We start from the raw sequence: 17,538 nt of genomic DNA, 5'->3' as shown, positions 1-17,538 counted from the left end.
TCGTGTCCGCTTTCCACTCAGTAGCGGCCGTTCGGTCGAGCCGACCTTTGTCTGGCTGTGACCAGAGGACCACGCGCCGTACGTGTAAGCCTCTTCAGCCGTCGGCCTCGAGAAATCGGCCATACGTCGCGACCTTCTGCCGCTCCAGGCCGATCGCCTCATAGAAGGCGGCAGCGGTAGCGTTGTCGTCGCGGACCATCAGCTGGATCTTGGGGCAGCCGCGCGAGCGCAGCCAGTCTTGCGCCGCGGCCATGAGGGTGCGGCCGATCCCCCGCCGGCGGGCGCTGGGGAAGGTGGCGAGATAGTAGACCCAGCCGCGATGGCCGTCGTCGCCGATCATGACGCTGCCGATGATCGCTTCGCCTTCGCGAACAACGAGGATCGTCGATGCCTCGCCGCCCAGCGCGCGGTCGTAGTCGGCGTGCGGATCATTCCACGGGCGGGTCAGGCCGCAGGCGTGCCAGAGCGCGACGACGACTGCGCGGTCGGAGGCGGTGGCGACGTCGATCATTGGCTAAGCAACGCACACCCCACCGGCGGCTTTCAGCCGCCGAATGACCAGGCCGCGATCATGCCCCGCATGATCGTGAGTCTTGGTCATTCCCACTCGATCGTGCCCGGCGGCTTCGACGTATAGTCGTACGTCACGCGGTTCACGCCCTTCACTTCGTTGATGATGCGCGTCGTGACGCGGCAGAGGAAGCCGCCGGGGAATTCGAACGCCTGCGCGGTCATGCCGTCGGTCGAGGTGACCGCCCGCAGCGCGAGCACCGAATCATAGGTCCGCCCGTCGCCCATCACGCCGACGCTGCGCACGGGCAGCAGCACCGCGAACGCCTGCCAGATCGCGTCGTACAGCCCGGCGGCGCGGATTTCCTCAAGATAGATCGCGTCCGCCTTGCGCAGGATGTCGCAGCGTTCGCGCGTCACTTCGCCGGGGATGCGGATGGCGAGGCCAGGGCCGGGGAACGGGTGGCGGCCGACGAAGATGTCGGGCAGCCCCAGTTCGCGGCCGAGATCGCGGACCTCGTCCTTGAACAGTTCGCGCAAGGGCTCGACGAGCTGCATGTTCATGCGCTCGGGCAGGCCGCCGACATTGTGGTGGCTCTTGATGGTCACCGACGGGCCGCCGGTGAAGCTGACGCTCTCGATCACGTCCGGATACAGCGTGCCCTGCGCCAGGAAGTCGGCGCCGCCGATCTTGCGCGCCTCGTCCTCGAACACGTCGATGAAGGTCTTGCCGATGAACTTCCGCTTGGCCTCCGGATCGGTCACGCCGGCGAGGCCGTTCAGGAACAGCGTGGCGGCGTCCACATGGACCAGCGGGATGTTGTAGTGACTACGGAACAGGCTGACGACCTGATCGGCCTCGCCCGAGCGCATCAGCCCGTGGTCGACGAAAACGCAGGTCAGCTGGCTGCCGATCGCCTCATGGATCAGCACCGCCGCCACCGCCGAATCGACCCCGCCGGACAGGCCGCAGATGACGCGGCCCGTGCCGACCTGCTGGCGGATCTCCTCGATCTTGGTGTTGCGGAACTCCGCCATCGTCCAGTCGCCCGACAGCCCGGCGACATGGCGCGCGAAATTGGCGATCAGCTTGCCGCCGTCGGGCGTGTGGACGACCTCCGGATGGAACTGCATGGCGTAGATGCGCCGCGCCTCGTCGGCGATGATGGCGTAAGGTGCGCCGGGGCTGGAGGCGACCGCGCGGAAGCCGGGCGCCAGCTCGGTCACCTTGTCGCCGTGGCTCATCCAAACCTGGTGTCGCTCGTCCTCGGTCCACAGGCCGTTGAACAGCCCGCAGGATTCGGCGACCGTCACGATCGCCTCGCCGAACTCGCCCGAATTGCCCTTCTCGACCTTGCCGCCCAACTGCTTCGTCAGCGCCTGCTGGCTGTAGCAGATGCCGAGCATCGGCAGGCCGGCGTCGAGGATGACCTGCGGAATCAGCGGCGAGCCTTCGTCCACCACCGATGCCGGACCACCCGACAGGATCACCGCCTTGGGCTGCATCCGTTCGAACGCGGCTTCGGCGGCGTTGAAGGGGGCGATCTCGCTATAGACCCCCGCCTCGCGCACGCGGCGCGCGATCAGCTGGGTCACCTGGCTGCCGAAGTCGACGATCAGGATGGATTCTGGATGCTCTGCCATGCGCCCATCTAGCGGGATGGGCGCAGGGAGCAAGCCGCCACGGAATGATCCGCGGCGGCTCATTACGTCACTTCACCGGCTTCACCGTCATCCCCGTCCACTGCGCGCTGAACGCCCACAGGTCGGCGGCTTCCTCGATGATCTTGTCGGTCGGCTTGCCGGAGCCATGCCCGGCGCGCGTCTCGATGCGGACGAGGTGCGGCTTGGGACCGATGTCGGCAGCCTGGATCGCCGCGGTGTACTTGAACGTGTGGCCCGGCACGACGCGGTCGTCGGTGTCGGCGGTGGTCGCGAGGATCGCCGGGTAGGCCTTGCCGGACTGAACGTTGTGATAGGGCGAGTATTTGTACAGCGTGCGGAAATCGGCCTCCTTCGACGGATAGCCGTAGTCGTCGACCCAGTAGCGTCCCGCCGTCCAGCGATCGAAGCGAGTCATGTCCATCACGCCCACCGCCGGCAGCGCCGCGGCGAACAGGTCGGGGCGCTGGTTGACGACGGCACCGACCAGCAGGCCGCCGTTCGAACCGCCCTGGATCACCGTCTTCTGCGGCGATGAGATACCGGCCTTGTCGAGATACTCGGCCGCGGCGATCATGTCGTCAAACACGTTCTGCTTGTTCGCCAGGCGACCGGCATCATGCCACGCCTTGCCGTACTCGCCGCCGCCGCGCAGGTTCGGCTGGGCGATCACCCCGCCCTGCTCCATCCACGCGAGGCGCGTCGCCGAGAAGCTGGGCGTCAGCGAGACATTGAACCCGCCATAGCCATACAGGATCGTCGGCGCCGGACCCTTCAGCCCCTTCTTGTGGACGATGAACATCGGCACCTTCGTGCCGTCCTTCGACGGGTAGAAGACCTGCCGCACCTCGTACTGCGATGGGTCGAACGGCACCCTGGGCGCCGCCCACACGCTCGCCTGCCCCGTGCGAACATCGTAGCGGTAGATCGTCGATGGCGTCGCGAAGCTGGTGAAGGCGAAGAACGTCTCCGGATCCTCCGGATCGCCGCCGAAGCCCCCCGCCGTGCCGATCCCGGGCAACGCGACCTTGCCGATCATCTTGCCGTCGAGGCCGTAGCGGCGGACCTCGCTCTTCACGTCGACCATATATTGGGCGACCAGCACGCCGCCGACGATGCCGCTGCCGTCGAGCACCGCCTGATCCTCGGCCACGACCTGCACCGGCTGCGGGTTCGCCTGCGCGACGTCGAGCGTGACGATGCGATTGCGCGGCGCGTCCTTGTTGGTCTGAACGTAGAATTTGGTGCCGACGTTGCCGACCACCGACCATTCGTTGGTCAGCCCGGCGATCAGCTTGCGCGGCGCCCAGTCGGTTGAGCGCAGGTCTACCAACGTCAGTTCATTGACGTTGTCGGTGCCCTCGCTGGTGTAGATCAGCAGCCAGCGACCGTCGTCGGTGACGCTGGCGTAATGACCGCGCTTGGGCATGTCGGGTGTCGCATAGACCAGGCGGTCGGCCGACTGCGGCGTGCCGAGCTTGTGGAAATAGACCTTGGAGTTCAGCGTCAGCGCCTGAAACTTCTGGCCCGCCGGCGGCTCGGGATAGCGGGTATAGAAGAAGCCGGAGCCGTCCTTCATCCAGTTGCCCAGGCCCCGCACCCACTCCAGCTGGTCGCCGGTATCCTTGCCGGTCGCGACGTCGAGCACCTTCAGCGTGCGCCAGTCGGTGCCGCCATCCTGGATCGAATAGAGCACCTTCGTACCGTCGTCCGACGGCGCATAGCCGCCGAGCGCGGTCGCGCCGTCCTTCGCCCAGGCGTTGGGGTCGATCAGCACGCGTCCCGGACCATCGAGCGTGTCGCGGACGAACAGCACCGCCTGATTCTGAAGACCGGTGTTGCGCGAGTAGAAATACTTGCCGCCCTTCTTGGAGGGCAGGCCGAAGCGTTCGTAATTGTAGAGCTGCTTCATGCGATCGGCGAAGATCTGCCGCCCCGGCAGTGTCGAGAGATAGGCGTTGGTGACCCGGTTCTGCTCGGCGACCCATGCCGCGACCTTCGGGTCGGTGCGAACATCGTTCTCCAGCCAGCGATACGGATCGGCGACCTTTACACCGAACTGTTCGTCGACGGTATTGCCCCGCTCGGTGGTCGGGTAGGTCAGGTTCGGCATGGCATCCTGTGCGAAGGCGGCGACCGGGGCGGTCGCGATGAGAAGGGCGGCGAGGGTCGCGCGGGCGGCCATGAGGAATCTCCGGCGGAAATGAAAAGGAGGCCGCACCCTATCGGGCACGACCTCCTCCACAAGTCCGAAAAGCTGCGAACCGCTCAGGAGCCGCAGCGGGCGCCTCACGCGTCCTCGTAATCGCCCTCGACGTTGACCGGGCCCGAATCCTGCCCCTTGGCCGACACGTCGCGGTCGACGAATTCGATGATCGCCATCGGCGAGGCATCCGACGCGCGGATGCCGGCCTTGATGATGCGGGTGTAGCCGCCGTTACGGTCGGCGTAGCGCGCGCCCAGCGTATCGAACAGCTTCACCAGCTGCGTATCGTCGAGCAGGCGCGCATGCGCGAGACGACGGTTGGACAGGCCACCCTTCTTCGCCAGCGTGATGAGCTTCTCGACGTAGGGACGCAGTTCCTTCGCCTTGGCGACGGTGGTGGTGATCTGCTCATGCTTGATGAGCGCGGCCGACATGTTGCGGAACAGGGCCAGACGATGGGCCGAGGTGCGCTGAAGCTTACGACCGCCTACGCGATGACGCATGGGTATTTCCTTCGTTCGTTAAGGGGCCGTATCGGGCACCCATCAAAGTGCTACTTTGATGGGAACCCCTCGGAACCCCAGAGCTGGTGGCGTTTAGGGCCGCCACCTTCACCCTTTTGAACCGCGAGGGTTCGGTAACCACAGTCGCGCCGCGGCAAAGCCGCGTCGTCAGTCGGCATGAATGCCGCTGGCCGGGCCTGATTTCATCTCCGGCGCAAGCACGCTTGCGCCGGTGTGAAATCAGCCGAGGATCTCCTGCTCCAGCCGCTTGGCCATCTCTTCGATGTTCTCAGGCGGCCAGCCCGGAATTTCCATGCCGAGGCGCAGGCCCATCGACGACAGCACTTCCTTGATCTCGTTCAGGGACTTGCGACCGAAGTTCGGCGTGCGCAGCATCTCGGCCTCGGTCTTCTGGACCAGATCGCCGATGTAGATGATGTTGTCGTTTTTCAGGCAGTTCGCCGAACGCACCGACAGCTCCAACTCGTCCACCTTCTTGAGGAGGAAGCGGTTGATCGTGGCGGTGTCGCCCGTCTCCGCCGGAGCGGCCGACGGAGCCACCACGCCACCGGTCGGGGCCGCACGGGTCACGCTCGAATCGTCGAAGTGGACGAACAGCGCCAGCTGGTCCTGCAGGATGCGGCCGGCATAGGCCACCGCGTCCTCGGGCGTCACCGTGCCGTCGGTTTCGACGCTCAGCGTCAGCTTGTCATAGTCCAGGTCCTGACCGACGCGGGTCGGATCGACCTTGTACGAGACCTGACGCACCGGCGAATACAGCGCATCGACCGGAATCAGGCCAATCGGAGCATCGGCCGGACGGTTGCCGGCGGCGGGCACATAGCCCTTGCCGGTATCCGCGGTCAGTTCCATGTTCAGCGTCGCGCCGTCGTCGAGGTGGCAGATCACCAGATCCTTGTTCAGGATCTCGATATCGCCCGACACGGCGATGTCGCCGGCCTTCACTTCGGCGGGACCGGTGGCGGAGAGCTGGAGGCGCTTCGGCCCCTCGCCCTGCATACGGATCGCGATCTGCTTCACGTTAAGGACGATGTCGGTCACGTCCTCACGGACGCCGGCCAGCGACGAAAATTCGTGCAGCACGTTCTCGATCTTGATCGAGGTGACGGCGGCACCCTGCAGGCTGGACAGCAGCACGCGGCGCAGCGCGTTGCCGAGCGTCAGGCCGAAGCCACGCTCCAGCGGCTCGGCGACGAACGTCGACTTGCGCTTGCCGTCGCCGCCCTTCTTTTCCAGGCCGCTCGGCTTCTTGAGTTCCTGCCAATTCTTTGCGTTGACGGACACGGGCTACCCCTTGCTTTTGGGCAGCGGCCGATCGGAGCCGCTGCCGTTTCAGTTACGGTCCGCGCCGCGCGATCAACCGCGCGCGGACCCCGGTACGGATGTCAGACGCGGCGACGCTTCGACGGACGCACGCCATTGTGCGGGATCGACGTCACGTCGCGGATCGAGCTGATCTGGAAGCCGACCGCCTGCAGCGCACGAAGCGCCGACTCGCGGCCCGAACCCGGACCCTTGACTTCGACTTCCAGCGTGCGAACGCCGTGCTCGGCGGCCTTCTTGCCGGCGTCTTCGGCCGCGACCTGTGCCGCGTACGGGGTCGACTTGCGCGAACCCTTGAAGCCCATCATGCCCGCCGACGACCATGCGATGGTATTACCCTGCGCATCGGTGATCGTGATCATGGTGTTGTTGAAGCTGGCGTTCACGTGCGCGACGCCGGCGGTGATGTTCTTGCGCTCGCGACGGCGAAGACGCTGCGGTGCTTGTGCCATGTGGTATTCCTGACCTGATTTTCAATACGGCCGGCGCCGGGCTGTTTGCCCCATGCCTGCCTTCCGGCGGAGAAGAAGTGGCGCGGAAGTCCCCCTGGACTTCCGCTGCTACTTACTTCTTCTTACCCGCGATCGGCTTCGCCTTGCCCTTGCGGGTGCGCGCATTGGTGTGCGTGCGCTGGCCGCGGACCGGCAGGCCCTTGCGATGACGCAGGCCGCGGTAGCAGGCGAGATCCATCAGACGCTTGATGTTCATCGAGGTCTGGCGACGCAGGTCGCCCTCGACGCTGTAGCCGGCGTCGATGGTCTCGCGGATCTGCAGCACTTCCTGATCGGTCAGGTCCTGCACGCGGCGATCGGCGGCGATGCTCAGGCGATCGGTGATCTCCTTCGCCTTGGCCGGGCCGATACCGTGAATGTACTGAAGCGCGATGATTACGCGCTTGTTGGTCGGGATGTTGACGCCCGCAATACGTGCCATGAAAGATTTCTCCCAGCTCCACGGGTCCGGCATGGCTGCTCGAACCCATCTCATCGCGTTGACTTCCGAAACGCACGACAACGGCGAGCGCAAGCGAGCGCCGCCGGCAGCCGGGGTATTCGGAATGATGTCGCGTTAAGGTCCGGTTACACCTGAGTCAAGCGCCGCGGCACGCCGCCCGGCCCATTTCCGGAGCGCGACGCCCGCCCAGACCAGCTCGACCAGACCGAACGGCCAGGCGCCCTGCAGAAAGCCATAGGCCGATCCCAGTGCGCAGGCACCCGCGAACGCCAGCGTCCAAACAGGCGCCCGATCCTCCAGCATGTAGCAAACCAGCATCGCGGTAACCGCGAACAGGCCAAAGGCGGTCAGCGCGTCCATGCCGCGCCCAATCCCGTCAGCCCTGCGGCCGCAACCCGTCGAGGATCGCCTCGATCGCCGCGGTAACGTGCGCGATGTCGGCCATGCCGTCGACGCGGTGGACGATGCCGCGCGCGTCGTAGATCGGCAGGATCGGTGCGGTCTTCGCGCGATACTCGGCCATGCGCGTGCGCACGGTTTCGGCGTTGTCGTCGGGACGGCGCTTGAACTCGGTCGCACCGCAGACGTCGCAAACGCCCTCGACCGCGGGCAGCTTGTAGCGATCGTGATAGCCCGCGCCGCAATTGGCACAGGTGAAACGCCCGGTGATGCGATCGACCAGCGCCTCCTCATCGACGCCCAGCTCGATCACCGCGTCCAGCTGACGGTCACGCTCGTCCAGCAAGCCGTCGAGCGCCTCCGCCTGCGCGGCGGTGCGCGGATAGCCATCGAAGATCGCGCCACGCGCAGTATCCGGGCTGTCGAGCCGCTCGCCGATCAGCGCCGAAACGATCGCGTCGGACACCAGCTCGCCGGCCTCCATCACCGCCTTCGCCTGCAGCCCGACCGGCGTGCCGGCCTTCACCGCGGCGCGCAGCATGTCGCCGGTGGACAGCTGCACCATGCCGCGATCGGCTTCGAGCCGGCTGGCCTGCGTACCCTTGCCGGCCCCCGGAGGCCCTAGAAGAATGATGTTCACGGCGCGGCTCCCCTGTCGCGTCAATGGTTAGCGCGTCGATGTCTAGCGCAGGCGCCCGCCCTTGAGCTTCGCCTTCTTGATGAGATCGCCATACTGGTGCGCCAGCAGGTGCGACTGGATCTGCGTCACCGTGTCCATCGTCACGTTGACGACGATCAGCAGTGATGTGCCCCCCAGATAGAAGGGGATCGACAGCGCTGACACCAGATATTCCGGCACAACGCAGATGAAGGTGAGATACGCCGCACCGATCACGGTGATGCGCGTCAGCACATAGTCGAAGTAGTTCTCGGTGTTCTTGCCCGGACGAATGCCGGGGATGAAGCCGCCGTAGCGCTTCAGATTCTCGGCCGTCTCTTCCGGGTTGAACACGACGGCGGTGTAGAAGAACGAGAAGAAGATAATGCCCGCCGCGTACAGCCCCATGTACACAGGCGACCCGTGCTGGAGATACTGGTTCAGCGTGATGACAAAGTCGCCCCACTTGCTCTCGCCGACCGTCGCCTGACCGGCGAACTGCGTGATCGTCAGCGGCAGCAGCAGCAGCGAGGATGCGAAGATCGGCGGGATGACACCGGCGGTGTTGATCTTGAGCGGCAGGTGGCTGCGCTCGGCCTGCACGCCGCGCGCGGTCTGGCGCTTGGGATACTGGATCAGGATGCGGCGCTGCGCGCGCTCCATGAAGCAGATCAGCAGCACGAGACCCGCAACCGCGGCGATGATGAGCAGCAGCGACCCCGTGCCCATCGTGCCGGTACGGCCGCCCTCGAACAGCTGCACCAGTGTGGTCGGCAGATGGGCGACGATGCCCGCCATGATGATGAGTGAAATGCCGTTGCCGATGCCGCGGCTGGTGATCTGTTCGCCCAGCCACATCAGGAACATCGTGCCGCCGATCAGCGAGACGACCGCGGCGATGCGGAACGTCAGACCCGGCTCGATCACCGCCTGCATGCCCTGACTGGCGCCGAACGCCTCCAGGCCGACTGCGATGAACCAGCCCTGGATCGCGGTCAGCGCGACCGTTCCGTAGCGGGTGTACTGGTTCAGCTTCTTGCGACCGCTCTCGCCTTCCTTCTTGATGGCGGCAAGCTGCGGCGACAGCGAGGTCGCCAGCTGCACCACGATCGAGGCGGTGATGTAGGGCATGACGCCCAGCGCGATCAGGCTCATGCGCTGCAACGCGCCGCCCGAGAAGGTGTTGAAGAAGTCGAGAACGCCGCCCTGCGTCTGGTTGGCGAGCAGGTTCAGCGCGGTCGGATCGACACCCGGCAGCGGCACGTAGCTCAGCATGCGGAAGACGATCAGCGCGCCCAGCGTGAACCACAGGCGCTTCTTGAGGTCGGTCGCCTTGCTGAACTTCGAAAGGTTCAGGCCGGAGGCCATGGAGTCGGCGGCGGATGCCATGTGCTGTGTGTATCCCGGTAATCGGCGGGATAACCCGCCCCCGCCGCTCATATAGGGGGCCGGAGCGGCTTGTCTAACCCGTGCTCGACTCTGTCTGGCGGCGCAATACCGGGACGAGGCTCAAGCGAAACGCATCGGGGCCCCGGCATCCACCGGGGCCCCGATCCGGGCTCACTTCCTGGCGAACGACGCCTTCTTCTCGGCCTTTGCCTTTTGGACGACGCGGTGCTTGGCCTTGGCCTTGTCGGCTGCCGGGATCAGCTCGGGGATCGTCACCGAACCACCGGCCGCTTCGATCGCCTCGCGCGCGCCCTTCGACGCACCGGCGACCGTGATCGTCAGCTTCGACGTCAGCGTGCCCTTGCCCAGCACGCGCACGCCGTCCTTGCCGCCGCGGGTCAGGCCCATCGCGGTCAGGACCGACTGGTCGATCGGCTGCGACGCGTCGAGGGTGCCGGCGTCGATCGCCTTCTGGATCGCGCCCAGGTTTACCTCGGCATAATCCTTGGCGAAGATGTTGTTGAAGCCGCGCTTCGGGATCCGCATGTGGAGCGGCATCTGGCCACCCTCGAACCCGTTGATGGCGACGCCCTCACGGCTGCCCTGGCCCTTCTGGCCGCGGCCCGAGGTCTTGCCCTTGCCGGAACCGATACCACGGCCGACCCGCATCCTGCGGTGACGGGCGCCTTCGTTATCGCGGAGGTCGTTGAGCTTCATGTTATGCACTCGCTTTCGCTATGTTCGCGCTGGAAAATTAAACGGATGAAATAAGGAAGGGGGCCGTTAGCCCCCTCCCCCGAGTTTGTCACGTGATTCGAGGGAAACTAGTCCTCGACCACCTGCACCATGTGCGGCAGCTTGCGGATCATGCCCCGGACTTCCGGGGTATCTTCCAGCTCGCTCACCTTGTGCATCTTGTTGAGGCCAAGGCCGATCAGCGTCGCGCGCTGATCCTTCTTGCGGCGGATCGGCGAACCGGTCTGCTTGATCTTGATGGTCGCCATGTCAGTTACTCCGCGATCGCTGCGGCATCGGCCTCGGCGGTCTGCGAACCACCACGGCCGAGCAGGTCGGCGATCTTCTTGCCCCGGCGCTGCGCGACGCTCTTGGGCGAGGTCTGCTCGCCCAGCGCCTCGAAGGTCGCCCGAATCATATTGTACGGGTTCGACGTGCCGACCGACTTCGTCACGACGTCGTGGACGCCGAGCGATTCGAAGATCGCACGCATCGGACCGCCGGCGATGATGCCGGTGCCGGCCGGAGCCGAGCGCACCGTCACGCGACCGGCACCGAAGTGGCCGTTGCCGTCGTGATGCAACGTGCGGCCATCCTTCAGCGGCACGCGGACCATCGCCTTCTTCGCGGCCGCAGTGGCCTTGGAGATGGCTTCCGGCACTTCGCGCGCCTTGCCGTGACCGAAGCCGACACGGCCCTTGCCGTCGCCCACGACGACCAGCGCCGCGAAGCCGAAGCGCTTGCCGCCCTTCACCGTCTTCGAGACGCGGTTGATGTGGACCAGCTTCTCGATCAGCTCTTCGCCGCCGTCGTCGGCGCCGCGCGGGCCGCCGCGGTTGTCGCGACCGCGACCGCCGTCACGACCGCCGCGATTGCCGCCGGGGCCACCCGGACCACGACCGCGACCACCGCCGCCACCGCCACCCAGGCCGCCGCGACCGCGACCGCCACCACCACCGCCGGCATAGCCGCCCGACTGCTGCGGAGCGTCGTTGGTCGGAGCCGAAGCGTCGGCCGGCGCGCCCGCAGGCGTGTTGTTCTCGTCGGCCATCTTAGAACTCCAATCCGCTTTCGCGCGCGGCCTCGGCCAGCGCCTTGACCCGGCCATGGAACAGGAAGCCGCCGCGATCGAACACGACCTGCGTCACGCCTGCTGCCTTGGCCGCTTCCGCGACGCGCTGACCGACGGCCTTGGCGGCCTCGATCGTCGCGCCGGTCTTGTCGGCGTTGTCCTTGCCCAGCGTCGACGCGGCGGCGACCGTACGGCCCTCCGCATCGTCGATGACCTGCGCGTAGATGTGCTTGCCCGAGCGATGCACGCTCAGACGCGGGCGCCCACCGCCACGCGCACGCAACGCGGTACGGTTGCGGCGACGCCGCTTCTCGAAGAGGGAGAGACCCTTGGTCATTACTTCTTCTTCCCTTCCTTGCGGAAGATGAACTCGCCGTCGTACTTGATGCCCTTGCCCTTGTACGGCTCGGGCTTGCGCCAGCGACGGATTTCGGCGGCGAACTGGCCGACCGCCTGCTTGTCGTTGCCCGAGATTTCGACCGTGGTCTGATCCGGAGTCTTTACCTCGACGCCTTCCGGCACGTCCAGGTCGACGTCATGCGAATAGCCAAGCTGCAGCTTGAGCTTGCGACCCTGCGCGGCGGCGCGGTAGCCGACGCCGGTGATGAGCAGCTTCTTGGTGAAGCCCTCGGTCACCCCGGTCACCAGGTTCTGGACCAGCGTACGCTGCATGCCCCAGAACGCCCGTGCCTGCTTCGTCTCGTTGGCCGGCTGCACCGAGATGCCGCCGTCCTCGACCGTGTACGAGATCTCGTCACGCATCGCGAGCGTCAGCGCGCCCTTCGGACCCTTCACGCTCAGCGTCTTGCCCTCGATCGAGGCGCTCACGCCTGCCGGTACGGGGACCGGCTTCTTGCCGATGCGGCTCATCAGAACACCTCCGCGAGCACTTCGCCGCCGACGTTCTGTTCGCGCGCTTCCGCGTCGGACAGGACACCGCGGGGCGTCGAGACGATGGTGATGCCAAGGCCGTTGCGGACCCGCGGCAGCTCCTGGCTGCCCGAGTAGACGCGACGGCCCGGCTTCGAGATGCGCGCGACGTGCTTGATCGCGGGCTGGCCCTCGAAATACTTCAGCTCGATGCGGATGCCGGCCGCGGGGCCCATCTGCTCTTCGCTGTAGCCACGGATATAGCCTTCGCGCTGAAGCACGTCGAGCACGCGGGTCCGCAGCTTGCTGCCCGGCGTCAGGACGGAGTCCTTGCGCGCGCGCTGGCCGTTGCGGATGCGGGTGAGCATGTCACCCAGGGGATCGGTCAATGCCATGTCGTCAGACCCTTACCAGCTCGACTTGGTGAGGCCGGGGATCAGGCCCTTGTTGGCCAGATCGCGCAGCATCACGCGAGCGAGACGGAACTTGCGGTAGTAGGCGCGCGGACGGCCGGTCAGCTCGCAACGGTTGCGGATGCGCGTCGGGTTCCCGTTGCGGGGAATCTCGGCCATCTTCAAACGGGCGATCAGACGCTCGGACTCGTCCAGGGACTCGTCGTTCGCGGTTGCCTTGAGCTTCGCATATTTGCCGGCGTACTTCTTCACCAGCTGCTTGCGACGCTCGTTCTTGTTGATCGAACTCAGTTTCGCCATCGGACTTAAGCTCTCTTTCGCTTACGCTGCCTGGGCCTGCTCACCGGTCATGCCGATGAACGGGAAACCGAAGAGACGCAGGAGCTCACGAGCTTCCTCGTCGGTCTTCGCAGTGGTGGTGACGATGATGTCCATGCCGCGGATCTGGTCCACACTGTCGTAGCTGATCTCCGGGAAGATCAGCTGTTCCTTCAGGCCCATGGCATAGTTGCCACGGCCGTCGAACGACTTTGGGTTCAGCCCGCGAAAGTCGCGGACGCGCGGCAGAGCGATCGTGACGAGACGGTCGAGGAACTCGTACATGCGCTCGCGGCGAAGGGTCACCTTCGCACCGATCGGCATGCCCTCGCGCAGCTTGAACTGCGCGATCGACTTCTTCGCCTTCGTGACGACGGGCTTCTGCCCGGCGATGCGCTGCATTTCCGAAGCGGCCTGGTCGACCTTCTTCTTGTCCTGCGTCGCGTCACCCACGCCCATGTTGATGACGATCTTGTCGAGCCGCGGAACCTCCATGTGGTTCTTGTAGCCGAACTTGTCGCTCATCGCCTTGGCGATCGTGTCGTCGTACTGCTTGCGCAGACGCGGCGTATAATTGTCAGCCACTGATGGCCTCCCCGGTCTTGACGGCCACGCGGACCTTCTTGCCGTCCTTCGTCTCGAAACGGACGCGGGTCGGCTTGCCGTCCGCGGTCACGTGCGCGACCTTGGAAACGTGCATCGGCGCTTCCGAACGCTTCAGGCCACCCTGCGGGTCGCCCTGGCTCGGCTTCGTGTGGCGCACGGCGATGTTCACGCCGGACACCACGACCTTGCCGTCCTTCGGCAACGACTGGGTGACTTCACCGGTCTTGCCCTTGTCCTTGCCGGACAGGACGATGACGCGGTCACCCTTCTTGATCTTCGCGGCAGCCATCACAGCACCTCGGGAGCGAGCGAAATGATCTTCATATAGCCCTTCGAGCGCAGCTCGCGGACCACCGGGCCGAAGATACGGGTGCCGATCGGCTCCTCGTTCTTGTTGACCAGCACCGCGGCATTGCCGTCGAAGCGGATCACCGAGCCGTCGGCCCGGCGAATGTCCTTGGCGGTGCGGACGATGACGGCGCGATGCACGTCACCCTTCTTCACCTTGCCCCGGGGTACGGCTTCCTTGACGCTGACGACGATGACGTCGCCCACGCCGGCCACGCGGCGCTTCGAGCCGCCCAGCACCTTGATGCACTGCACCCGCTTCGCGCCGCTGTTGTCAGCGACGTCGAGATTGGACTGCATCTGGATCATCGATCCGGTTCCTTCTCATCTGGCCTGCCGGGACCAGAAGGCCCGGTGGTTCCGTTCAATCCATCCGGTCCGCGCGGGGCGAACCGGAACAGCTCAGGCGGCGGCGTCCACGTCGACGCGCTCGGGCGTCGCGTGGGTGTTCACCCGCTCGACCACCGTCCACGTCTTCAGCTTGGAGATCGGCGCGGTCTCTTCGATCCGCACGGTCTCGCCGGCCTTGTACTCGTTGCTCTCGTCGTGAGCATGATACTTCTTCGAGCGGCGGATGATCTTGCCGTAGAGCGGGTGCTTCACCTTGCGCTCGACGTTCACCACCACCGTCTTGTCGGTCTTGTCCGAGACGATCACCCCGGTCAGCACGCGCTTCGGCATGTCTCTCGTCCTTTACTTGGCATCCGAGCGCGTACGCTCGGACTGCAGCGTCTTGATGCGGGCGATGTCCTTGCGGACTTCCTTCACCCGGGTCGGCTTCTCCAGCTGGCTGGTCGCCGCCTGGAAGCGCAGGTTGAAAGCCTCGCGCTTCAGGTCGCCCAGCTGCGTCGTCAGCTCGTCGTCGCTCTTGGCGCGAAGATCGGTAGCCTTGGTCATCTTCAACCCTCCAGGTGCGACGTGTCGCCGAGACGCGCCACGACCTTGACCTTGATCGGCAGCTTCATCGCGGCGCGGCTGAACGCCTCCGCGGCGAGCGGCCCCTCGACACCGTCGAGCTCGAACAGGATTCGGCCCGGCTTGACGCGCGCGGCCCAATATTCCGGCGCGCCCTTGCCCGAACCCATGCGGACTTCCGCCGGCTTCGACGACACGGCGACGTCCGGGAAGATGCGGATCCACAAACGCCCCTGGCGCTTGATGTGACGCGTGATCGCGCGGCGAGCCGCCTCGATCTGGCGTGCGGTGATCCGCTCCGGCTCCATCGCCTTCAGCCCGTACGAGCCGAAGTTCAGCGTCGTGCCGCCCTTGGCGTCGCCATGGATGCGACCCTTGAACTGCTTGCGGAACTTGGTCTTCTTCGGTTGCAGCATGATTAGTTCCTGCGATCATCGCGCGCCGGGCGCACGCCGGAGGTCTGTGCCTCCATCATCAGCCGGTCCTGCGCCATCGGGTCGTGTCCGAGGATCTCGCCCTTGAACACCCAGACCTTCACGCCGCACACGCCGTAGGCGGTATGGGCTTCGGCATCGGCATAGTCGAGGTGCGCGCGCAGCGTGTGCAGCGGCACCCGGCCCTCGCGATAGCTCTCCGACCGGGCGATCTCGGCACCACCGAGACGACCGCCGCAGGCGACGCGGATGCCATCGGCACCCAGGCGCATCGCCGACTGCACCGCACGCTTCATGGCGCGGCGGAAGGCGATACGACGCTCGAGCTGGTCGGCAATGCCCTGCGCGATCAGTTTGGCATCGATCTCGGGCTTGCGGATCTCGACGATGTTCAGCGACACCTCGGACGACGTCATCGAGCCGATCTTCTTGCGAAGCTTCTCGATGTCGGTGCCCTTCTTGCCGATGATGACACCGGGGCGCGCCGCGTAGATCGAGATGCGGGCCAGCTTGGCCGGACGCTCGATCACCACCTTGGAAATCGCGGCCTGGGGCAGCGTTTTCACGATGAACTGGCGGATCTTCAGATCCTCCAGCAGCAGGCGGCCATAGTCCGCACCCTCGGCGAACCAGCGGCTGTCCCACGTCCGGTTGATCTGCAGGCGCAGGCCGATCGGGTTGCTCTTGTGACCCATTATGCTTCTTCCTGCTCGCGCACGACGATGCGCAGACGGCTGAACGGCTTCAGGATGCGGGTGGACTTGCCACGGCCGCGGGTCGCGAAGCGCTTCATGGTGATCGACTTGCCGACCGACGCCTCAGCGACGACGAGTGCGTCGACATCGAGGTTGTGGTTGTTCTCGGCGTTGGCGATGGCCGAAGCCAGCACCTTGCGCGCATCGACCGCCATGGCCTTCTTCGAGAAGGCCAGGATGTTCAGCGCCTTGCCGACCGGCTGGTTGCGGATCAGCGCCGCGACCAGATTGAGCTTCTGCGCCGAACCGCGGATCTGCGTGCCGACCGACAGGGCTTCCTTGTCGCCGACGCGACGCGGGGCTGCTTGCTTGGACATCAGCGCTTACCCTTCTTGTCGGCGGCATGGCCCGGGAAGAAGCGGGTCGGAGCGAATTCGCCCAGCTTCATGCCCACCATCTCCTCGTTCACGCTCACCGGCACGAACTTGCGGCCGTTGTACACGTTGAACGTCAGGCCGACGAACTGCGGCAGGATCGTCGAACGGCGCGACCAGGTCTTGATCGGCGCTGCACGGGTGGCGTCCTGCGCGGTCTCGGCCTTCTTCAGGAGGCTGAGGTCCACGAACGGGCCCTTCCAGACTGAACGAGCCATGGTTTAGCCCTTCCTCTTCGTCGAGTGACGCGACCGGATAATCATCTTGTCGGTCGACTTGTTGTGACGGGTGCGCGCACCCTTCGTCGGCTTGCCCCACGGGGTGACCGGATGACGGCCGCCCGAGGTTCGGCCTTCACCACCGCCGTGCGGATGGTCGACCGGGTTCTTCGCGACGCCGCGGGTCAGCGGGCGGATGCCCTTCCAGCGGTTGCGTCCGGCCTTGCCCAGGTTCTGGTTCTGGTTGTCGGGGTTCGACACCGCGCCCACCGTCGCCATGCAGGTCGCGTGGATGTAGCGCTGCTCGCCCGAGTTCAGGCGAACGATCACCATACCCTTGTCGCGACCGACGACCTGCACGTACGTGCCGGCCGAACGGGCGATCTGGCCACCCTTGCCCGGCTTCATCTCGACGTTGTGGACGATCGTGCCGACCGGCACCGAGCCCAGCTCCATCGCGTTGCCCGGCTTCACGTCGGTGCGCTTGCCCGCGATAACCTTGTCGCCGACCGCCAGACGCTGCGGCGCGATGATGTAGGCGACGTTCGCCTTGCCATCGGTATCGCCGTAATTGACCAGCGCGATGAACGCGGTGCGGTTGGGATCATATTCGATCCGCTCGACCGTGCCCTCGACATCCCAGGTGCGACGCTTGAAATCGACGATGCGATAGCGCTGCTTGTGACCGCCGGCGATGCCGCGCGAAGTCACGTGACCCTTGTTGTTGCGACCGCCGGTCTTGGTCTTGCCCTCGGTCAGCGCCTTGACCGGACGACCCTTGTACAGGGCCGAACGGTCGATCAGGATCAGGCCGCGGACGCCAGGCGACGTCGGGTTATAATTCTTGAGCGCCAT

General features: G+C 65.7%; 27 protein-coding genes. All 27 read right to left on the bottom strand.

Annotation, left to right across the window (positions count from 1 at the left end; translation table 11 throughout):
• Window positions 1-94: 94 nt before the first annotated feature.
• The 27 genes from ACX40P_RS04615 to rplB all read right to left on the bottom strand — a co-directional run bounded on the left by ACX40P_RS04615 (window position 95) and on the right by rplB (window position 17,538).
• A complete protein-coding gene (locus ACX40P_RS04615; protein WP_459125097.1) occupies window positions 95-511 on the bottom strand; it encodes a GNAT family acetyltransferase in 417 nt (138 codons plus the stop codon).
• 86 nt (window positions 512-597) lie between these two features.
• Entirely contained in the window at window positions 598-2,154 is a 1,557-nt protein-coding gene (guaA, locus tag ACX40P_RS04610) for a glutamine-hydrolyzing GMP synthase (protein WP_459125096.1), read from the bottom strand.
• 67 nt (window positions 2,155-2,221) lie between these two features.
• Window positions 2,222-4,357, bottom strand: a complete 2,136-nt coding sequence (locus tag ACX40P_RS04605) for a prolyl oligopeptidase family serine peptidase (protein ID WP_459125095.1) — start codon at window positions 4,355-4,357, stop codon at window positions 2,222-2,224.
• 104 nt (window positions 4,358-4,461) lie between these two features.
• A complete protein-coding gene (rplQ, locus tag ACX40P_RS04600; RefSeq protein ID WP_459125094.1) occupies window positions 4,462-4,881 on the bottom strand; it encodes a 50S ribosomal protein L17 in 420 nt (139 codons plus the stop codon).
• A 240-nt stretch (window positions 4,882-5,121) separates the two neighbouring features.
• Window positions 5,122-6,186, bottom strand: coding sequence for a DNA-directed RNA polymerase subunit alpha (locus tag ACX40P_RS04595; RefSeq protein ID WP_459125093.1), 1,065 nt, complete (start codon window positions 6,184-6,186; stop codon window positions 5,122-5,124).
• Between the two features lie 101 nt (window positions 6,187-6,287).
• A complete protein-coding gene (rpsK, locus tag ACX40P_RS04590; RefSeq protein ID WP_459125092.1) occupies window positions 6,288-6,677 on the bottom strand; it encodes a 30S ribosomal protein S11 in 390 nt (129 codons plus the stop codon).
• Between the two features lie 112 nt (window positions 6,678-6,789).
• Window positions 6,790-7,158, bottom strand: a complete 369-nt coding sequence (rpsM, locus tag ACX40P_RS04585; protein ID WP_459125091.1) for a 30S ribosomal protein S13 — start codon at window positions 7,156-7,158, stop codon at window positions 6,790-6,792.
• A 135-nt stretch (window positions 7,159-7,293) separates the two neighbouring features.
• Window positions 7,294-7,539 (bottom strand): hypothetical protein, encoded by a 246-nt coding sequence (locus tag ACX40P_RS04580; RefSeq protein WP_459125090.1) that lies wholly within the window; start codon window positions 7,537-7,539, stop codon window positions 7,294-7,296.
• Between the two features lie 16 nt (window positions 7,540-7,555).
• Window positions 7,556-8,218, bottom strand: coding sequence for an adenylate kinase (locus ACX40P_RS04575; RefSeq protein ID WP_459125089.1), 663 nt, complete (start codon window positions 8,216-8,218; stop codon window positions 7,556-7,558).
• A 42-nt stretch (window positions 8,219-8,260) separates the two neighbouring features.
• Complete coding sequence (gene secY / locus ACX40P_RS04570; RefSeq protein WP_459125088.1) at window positions 8,261-9,625, bottom strand: preprotein translocase subunit SecY; 1,365 nt, start codon at window positions 9,623-9,625, stop codon at window positions 8,261-8,263.
• A gap of 171 nt (window positions 9,626-9,796) precedes the next feature.
• The gene (gene rplO / locus ACX40P_RS04565; protein ID WP_459125087.1) at window positions 9,797-10,342 is read right to left on the bottom strand and encodes a 50S ribosomal protein L15; all 546 of its coding nucleotides are present in this window, start codon (window positions 10,340-10,342) and stop codon (window positions 9,797-9,799) included.
• Between the two features lie 107 nt (window positions 10,343-10,449).
• Window positions 10,450-10,629, bottom strand: coding sequence for a 50S ribosomal protein L30 (gene rpmD, locus ACX40P_RS04560; RefSeq protein ID WP_459125086.1), 180 nt, complete (start codon window positions 10,627-10,629; stop codon window positions 10,450-10,452).
• Between the two features lie 5 nt (window positions 10,630-10,634).
• Window positions 10,635-11,411, bottom strand: coding sequence for a 30S ribosomal protein S5 (gene rpsE / locus ACX40P_RS04555; RefSeq protein WP_459125085.1), 777 nt, complete (start codon window positions 11,409-11,411; stop codon window positions 10,635-10,637).
• Between the two features lies 1 nt (window position 11,412).
• Window positions 11,413-11,769, bottom strand: coding sequence for a 50S ribosomal protein L18 (gene rplR / locus ACX40P_RS04550; RefSeq protein ID WP_459125084.1), 357 nt, complete (start codon window positions 11,767-11,769; stop codon window positions 11,413-11,415).
• Window positions 11,769-12,302: a 50S ribosomal protein L6 gene (gene rplF / locus ACX40P_RS04545; protein WP_459125083.1), complete on the bottom strand. Its 534-nt coding sequence runs from the start codon at window positions 12,300-12,302 to the stop codon at window positions 11,769-11,771. The genes rplR and rplF overlap by 1 nt, the downstream gene beginning before the upstream one ends.
• Window positions 12,302-12,697, bottom strand: a complete 396-nt coding sequence (gene rpsH, locus ACX40P_RS04540; RefSeq protein ID WP_459125082.1) for a 30S ribosomal protein S8 — start codon at window positions 12,695-12,697, stop codon at window positions 12,302-12,304. Before rpsH ends, rplF begins: the two co-directional genes overlap by 1 nt.
• Window positions 12,698-12,709: 12 nt before the next feature.
• Window positions 12,710-13,015: a 30S ribosomal protein S14 gene (rpsN, locus tag ACX40P_RS04535; RefSeq protein WP_459125081.1), complete on the bottom strand. Its 306-nt coding sequence runs from the start codon at window positions 13,013-13,015 to the stop codon at window positions 12,710-12,712.
• 21 nt (window positions 13,016-13,036) lie between these two features.
• Entirely contained in the window at window positions 13,037-13,618 is a 582-nt protein-coding gene (rplE, locus tag ACX40P_RS04530) for a 50S ribosomal protein L5 (RefSeq protein WP_459125080.1), read from the bottom strand.
• The gene (gene rplX, locus ACX40P_RS04525; protein WP_459125079.1) at window positions 13,611-13,928 is read right to left on the bottom strand and encodes a 50S ribosomal protein L24; all 318 of its coding nucleotides are present in this window, start codon (window positions 13,926-13,928) and stop codon (window positions 13,611-13,613) included. Before rplX ends, rplE begins: the two co-directional genes overlap by 8 nt.
• Complete coding sequence (gene rplN / locus ACX40P_RS04520) at window positions 13,928-14,296, bottom strand: 50S ribosomal protein L14 (RefSeq protein ID WP_459125078.1); 369 nt, start codon at window positions 14,294-14,296, stop codon at window positions 13,928-13,930. The genes rplX and rplN overlap by 1 nt, the downstream gene beginning before the upstream one ends.
• A 93-nt stretch (window positions 14,297-14,389) precedes the next feature.
• Window positions 14,390-14,668: a 30S ribosomal protein S17 gene (gene rpsQ, locus ACX40P_RS04515; RefSeq protein WP_459125077.1), complete on the bottom strand. Its 279-nt coding sequence runs from the start codon at window positions 14,666-14,668 to the stop codon at window positions 14,390-14,392.
• A 12-nt stretch (window positions 14,669-14,680) separates the two neighbouring features.
• Entirely contained in the window at window positions 14,681-14,884 is a 204-nt protein-coding gene (gene rpmC, locus ACX40P_RS04510; protein ID WP_459125076.1) for a 50S ribosomal protein L29, read from the bottom strand.
• A 2-nt stretch (window positions 14,885-14,886) separates the two neighbouring features.
• Entirely contained in the window at window positions 14,887-15,318 is a 432-nt protein-coding gene (gene rplP / locus ACX40P_RS04505; protein ID WP_250753024.1) for a 50S ribosomal protein L16, read from the bottom strand.
• A gap of 2 nt (window positions 15,319-15,320) precedes the next feature.
• Window positions 15,321-16,031: a 30S ribosomal protein S3 gene (gene rpsC, locus ACX40P_RS04500; protein WP_459125075.1), complete on the bottom strand. Its 711-nt coding sequence runs from the start codon at window positions 16,029-16,031 to the stop codon at window positions 15,321-15,323.
• Window positions 16,031-16,408: a 50S ribosomal protein L22 gene (gene rplV / locus ACX40P_RS04495; protein ID WP_459125074.1), complete on the bottom strand. Its 378-nt coding sequence runs from the start codon at window positions 16,406-16,408 to the stop codon at window positions 16,031-16,033. Before rplV ends, rpsC begins: the two co-directional genes overlap by 1 nt.
• Window positions 16,408-16,683 carry a 30S ribosomal protein S19 gene (rpsS, locus tag ACX40P_RS04490; protein ID WP_459125073.1) on the bottom strand — a complete coding sequence of 92 codons (276 nt, stop codon included), beginning with the start codon at window positions 16,681-16,683 and terminating at the stop codon, window positions 16,408-16,410. Before rpsS ends, rplV begins: the two co-directional genes overlap by 1 nt.
• 3 nt (window positions 16,684-16,686) lie before the next feature.
• Entirely contained in the window at window positions 16,687-17,538 is an 852-nt protein-coding gene (gene rplB, locus ACX40P_RS04485; protein ID WP_459125072.1) for a 50S ribosomal protein L2, read from the bottom strand.

The organism is Sphingomonas sp. RS2018 (assembly GCF_054489605.1).
Note: the sequence above shows the minus strand (reverse complement) of the source record. Positions and strands in the feature narration are given on the sequence as shown.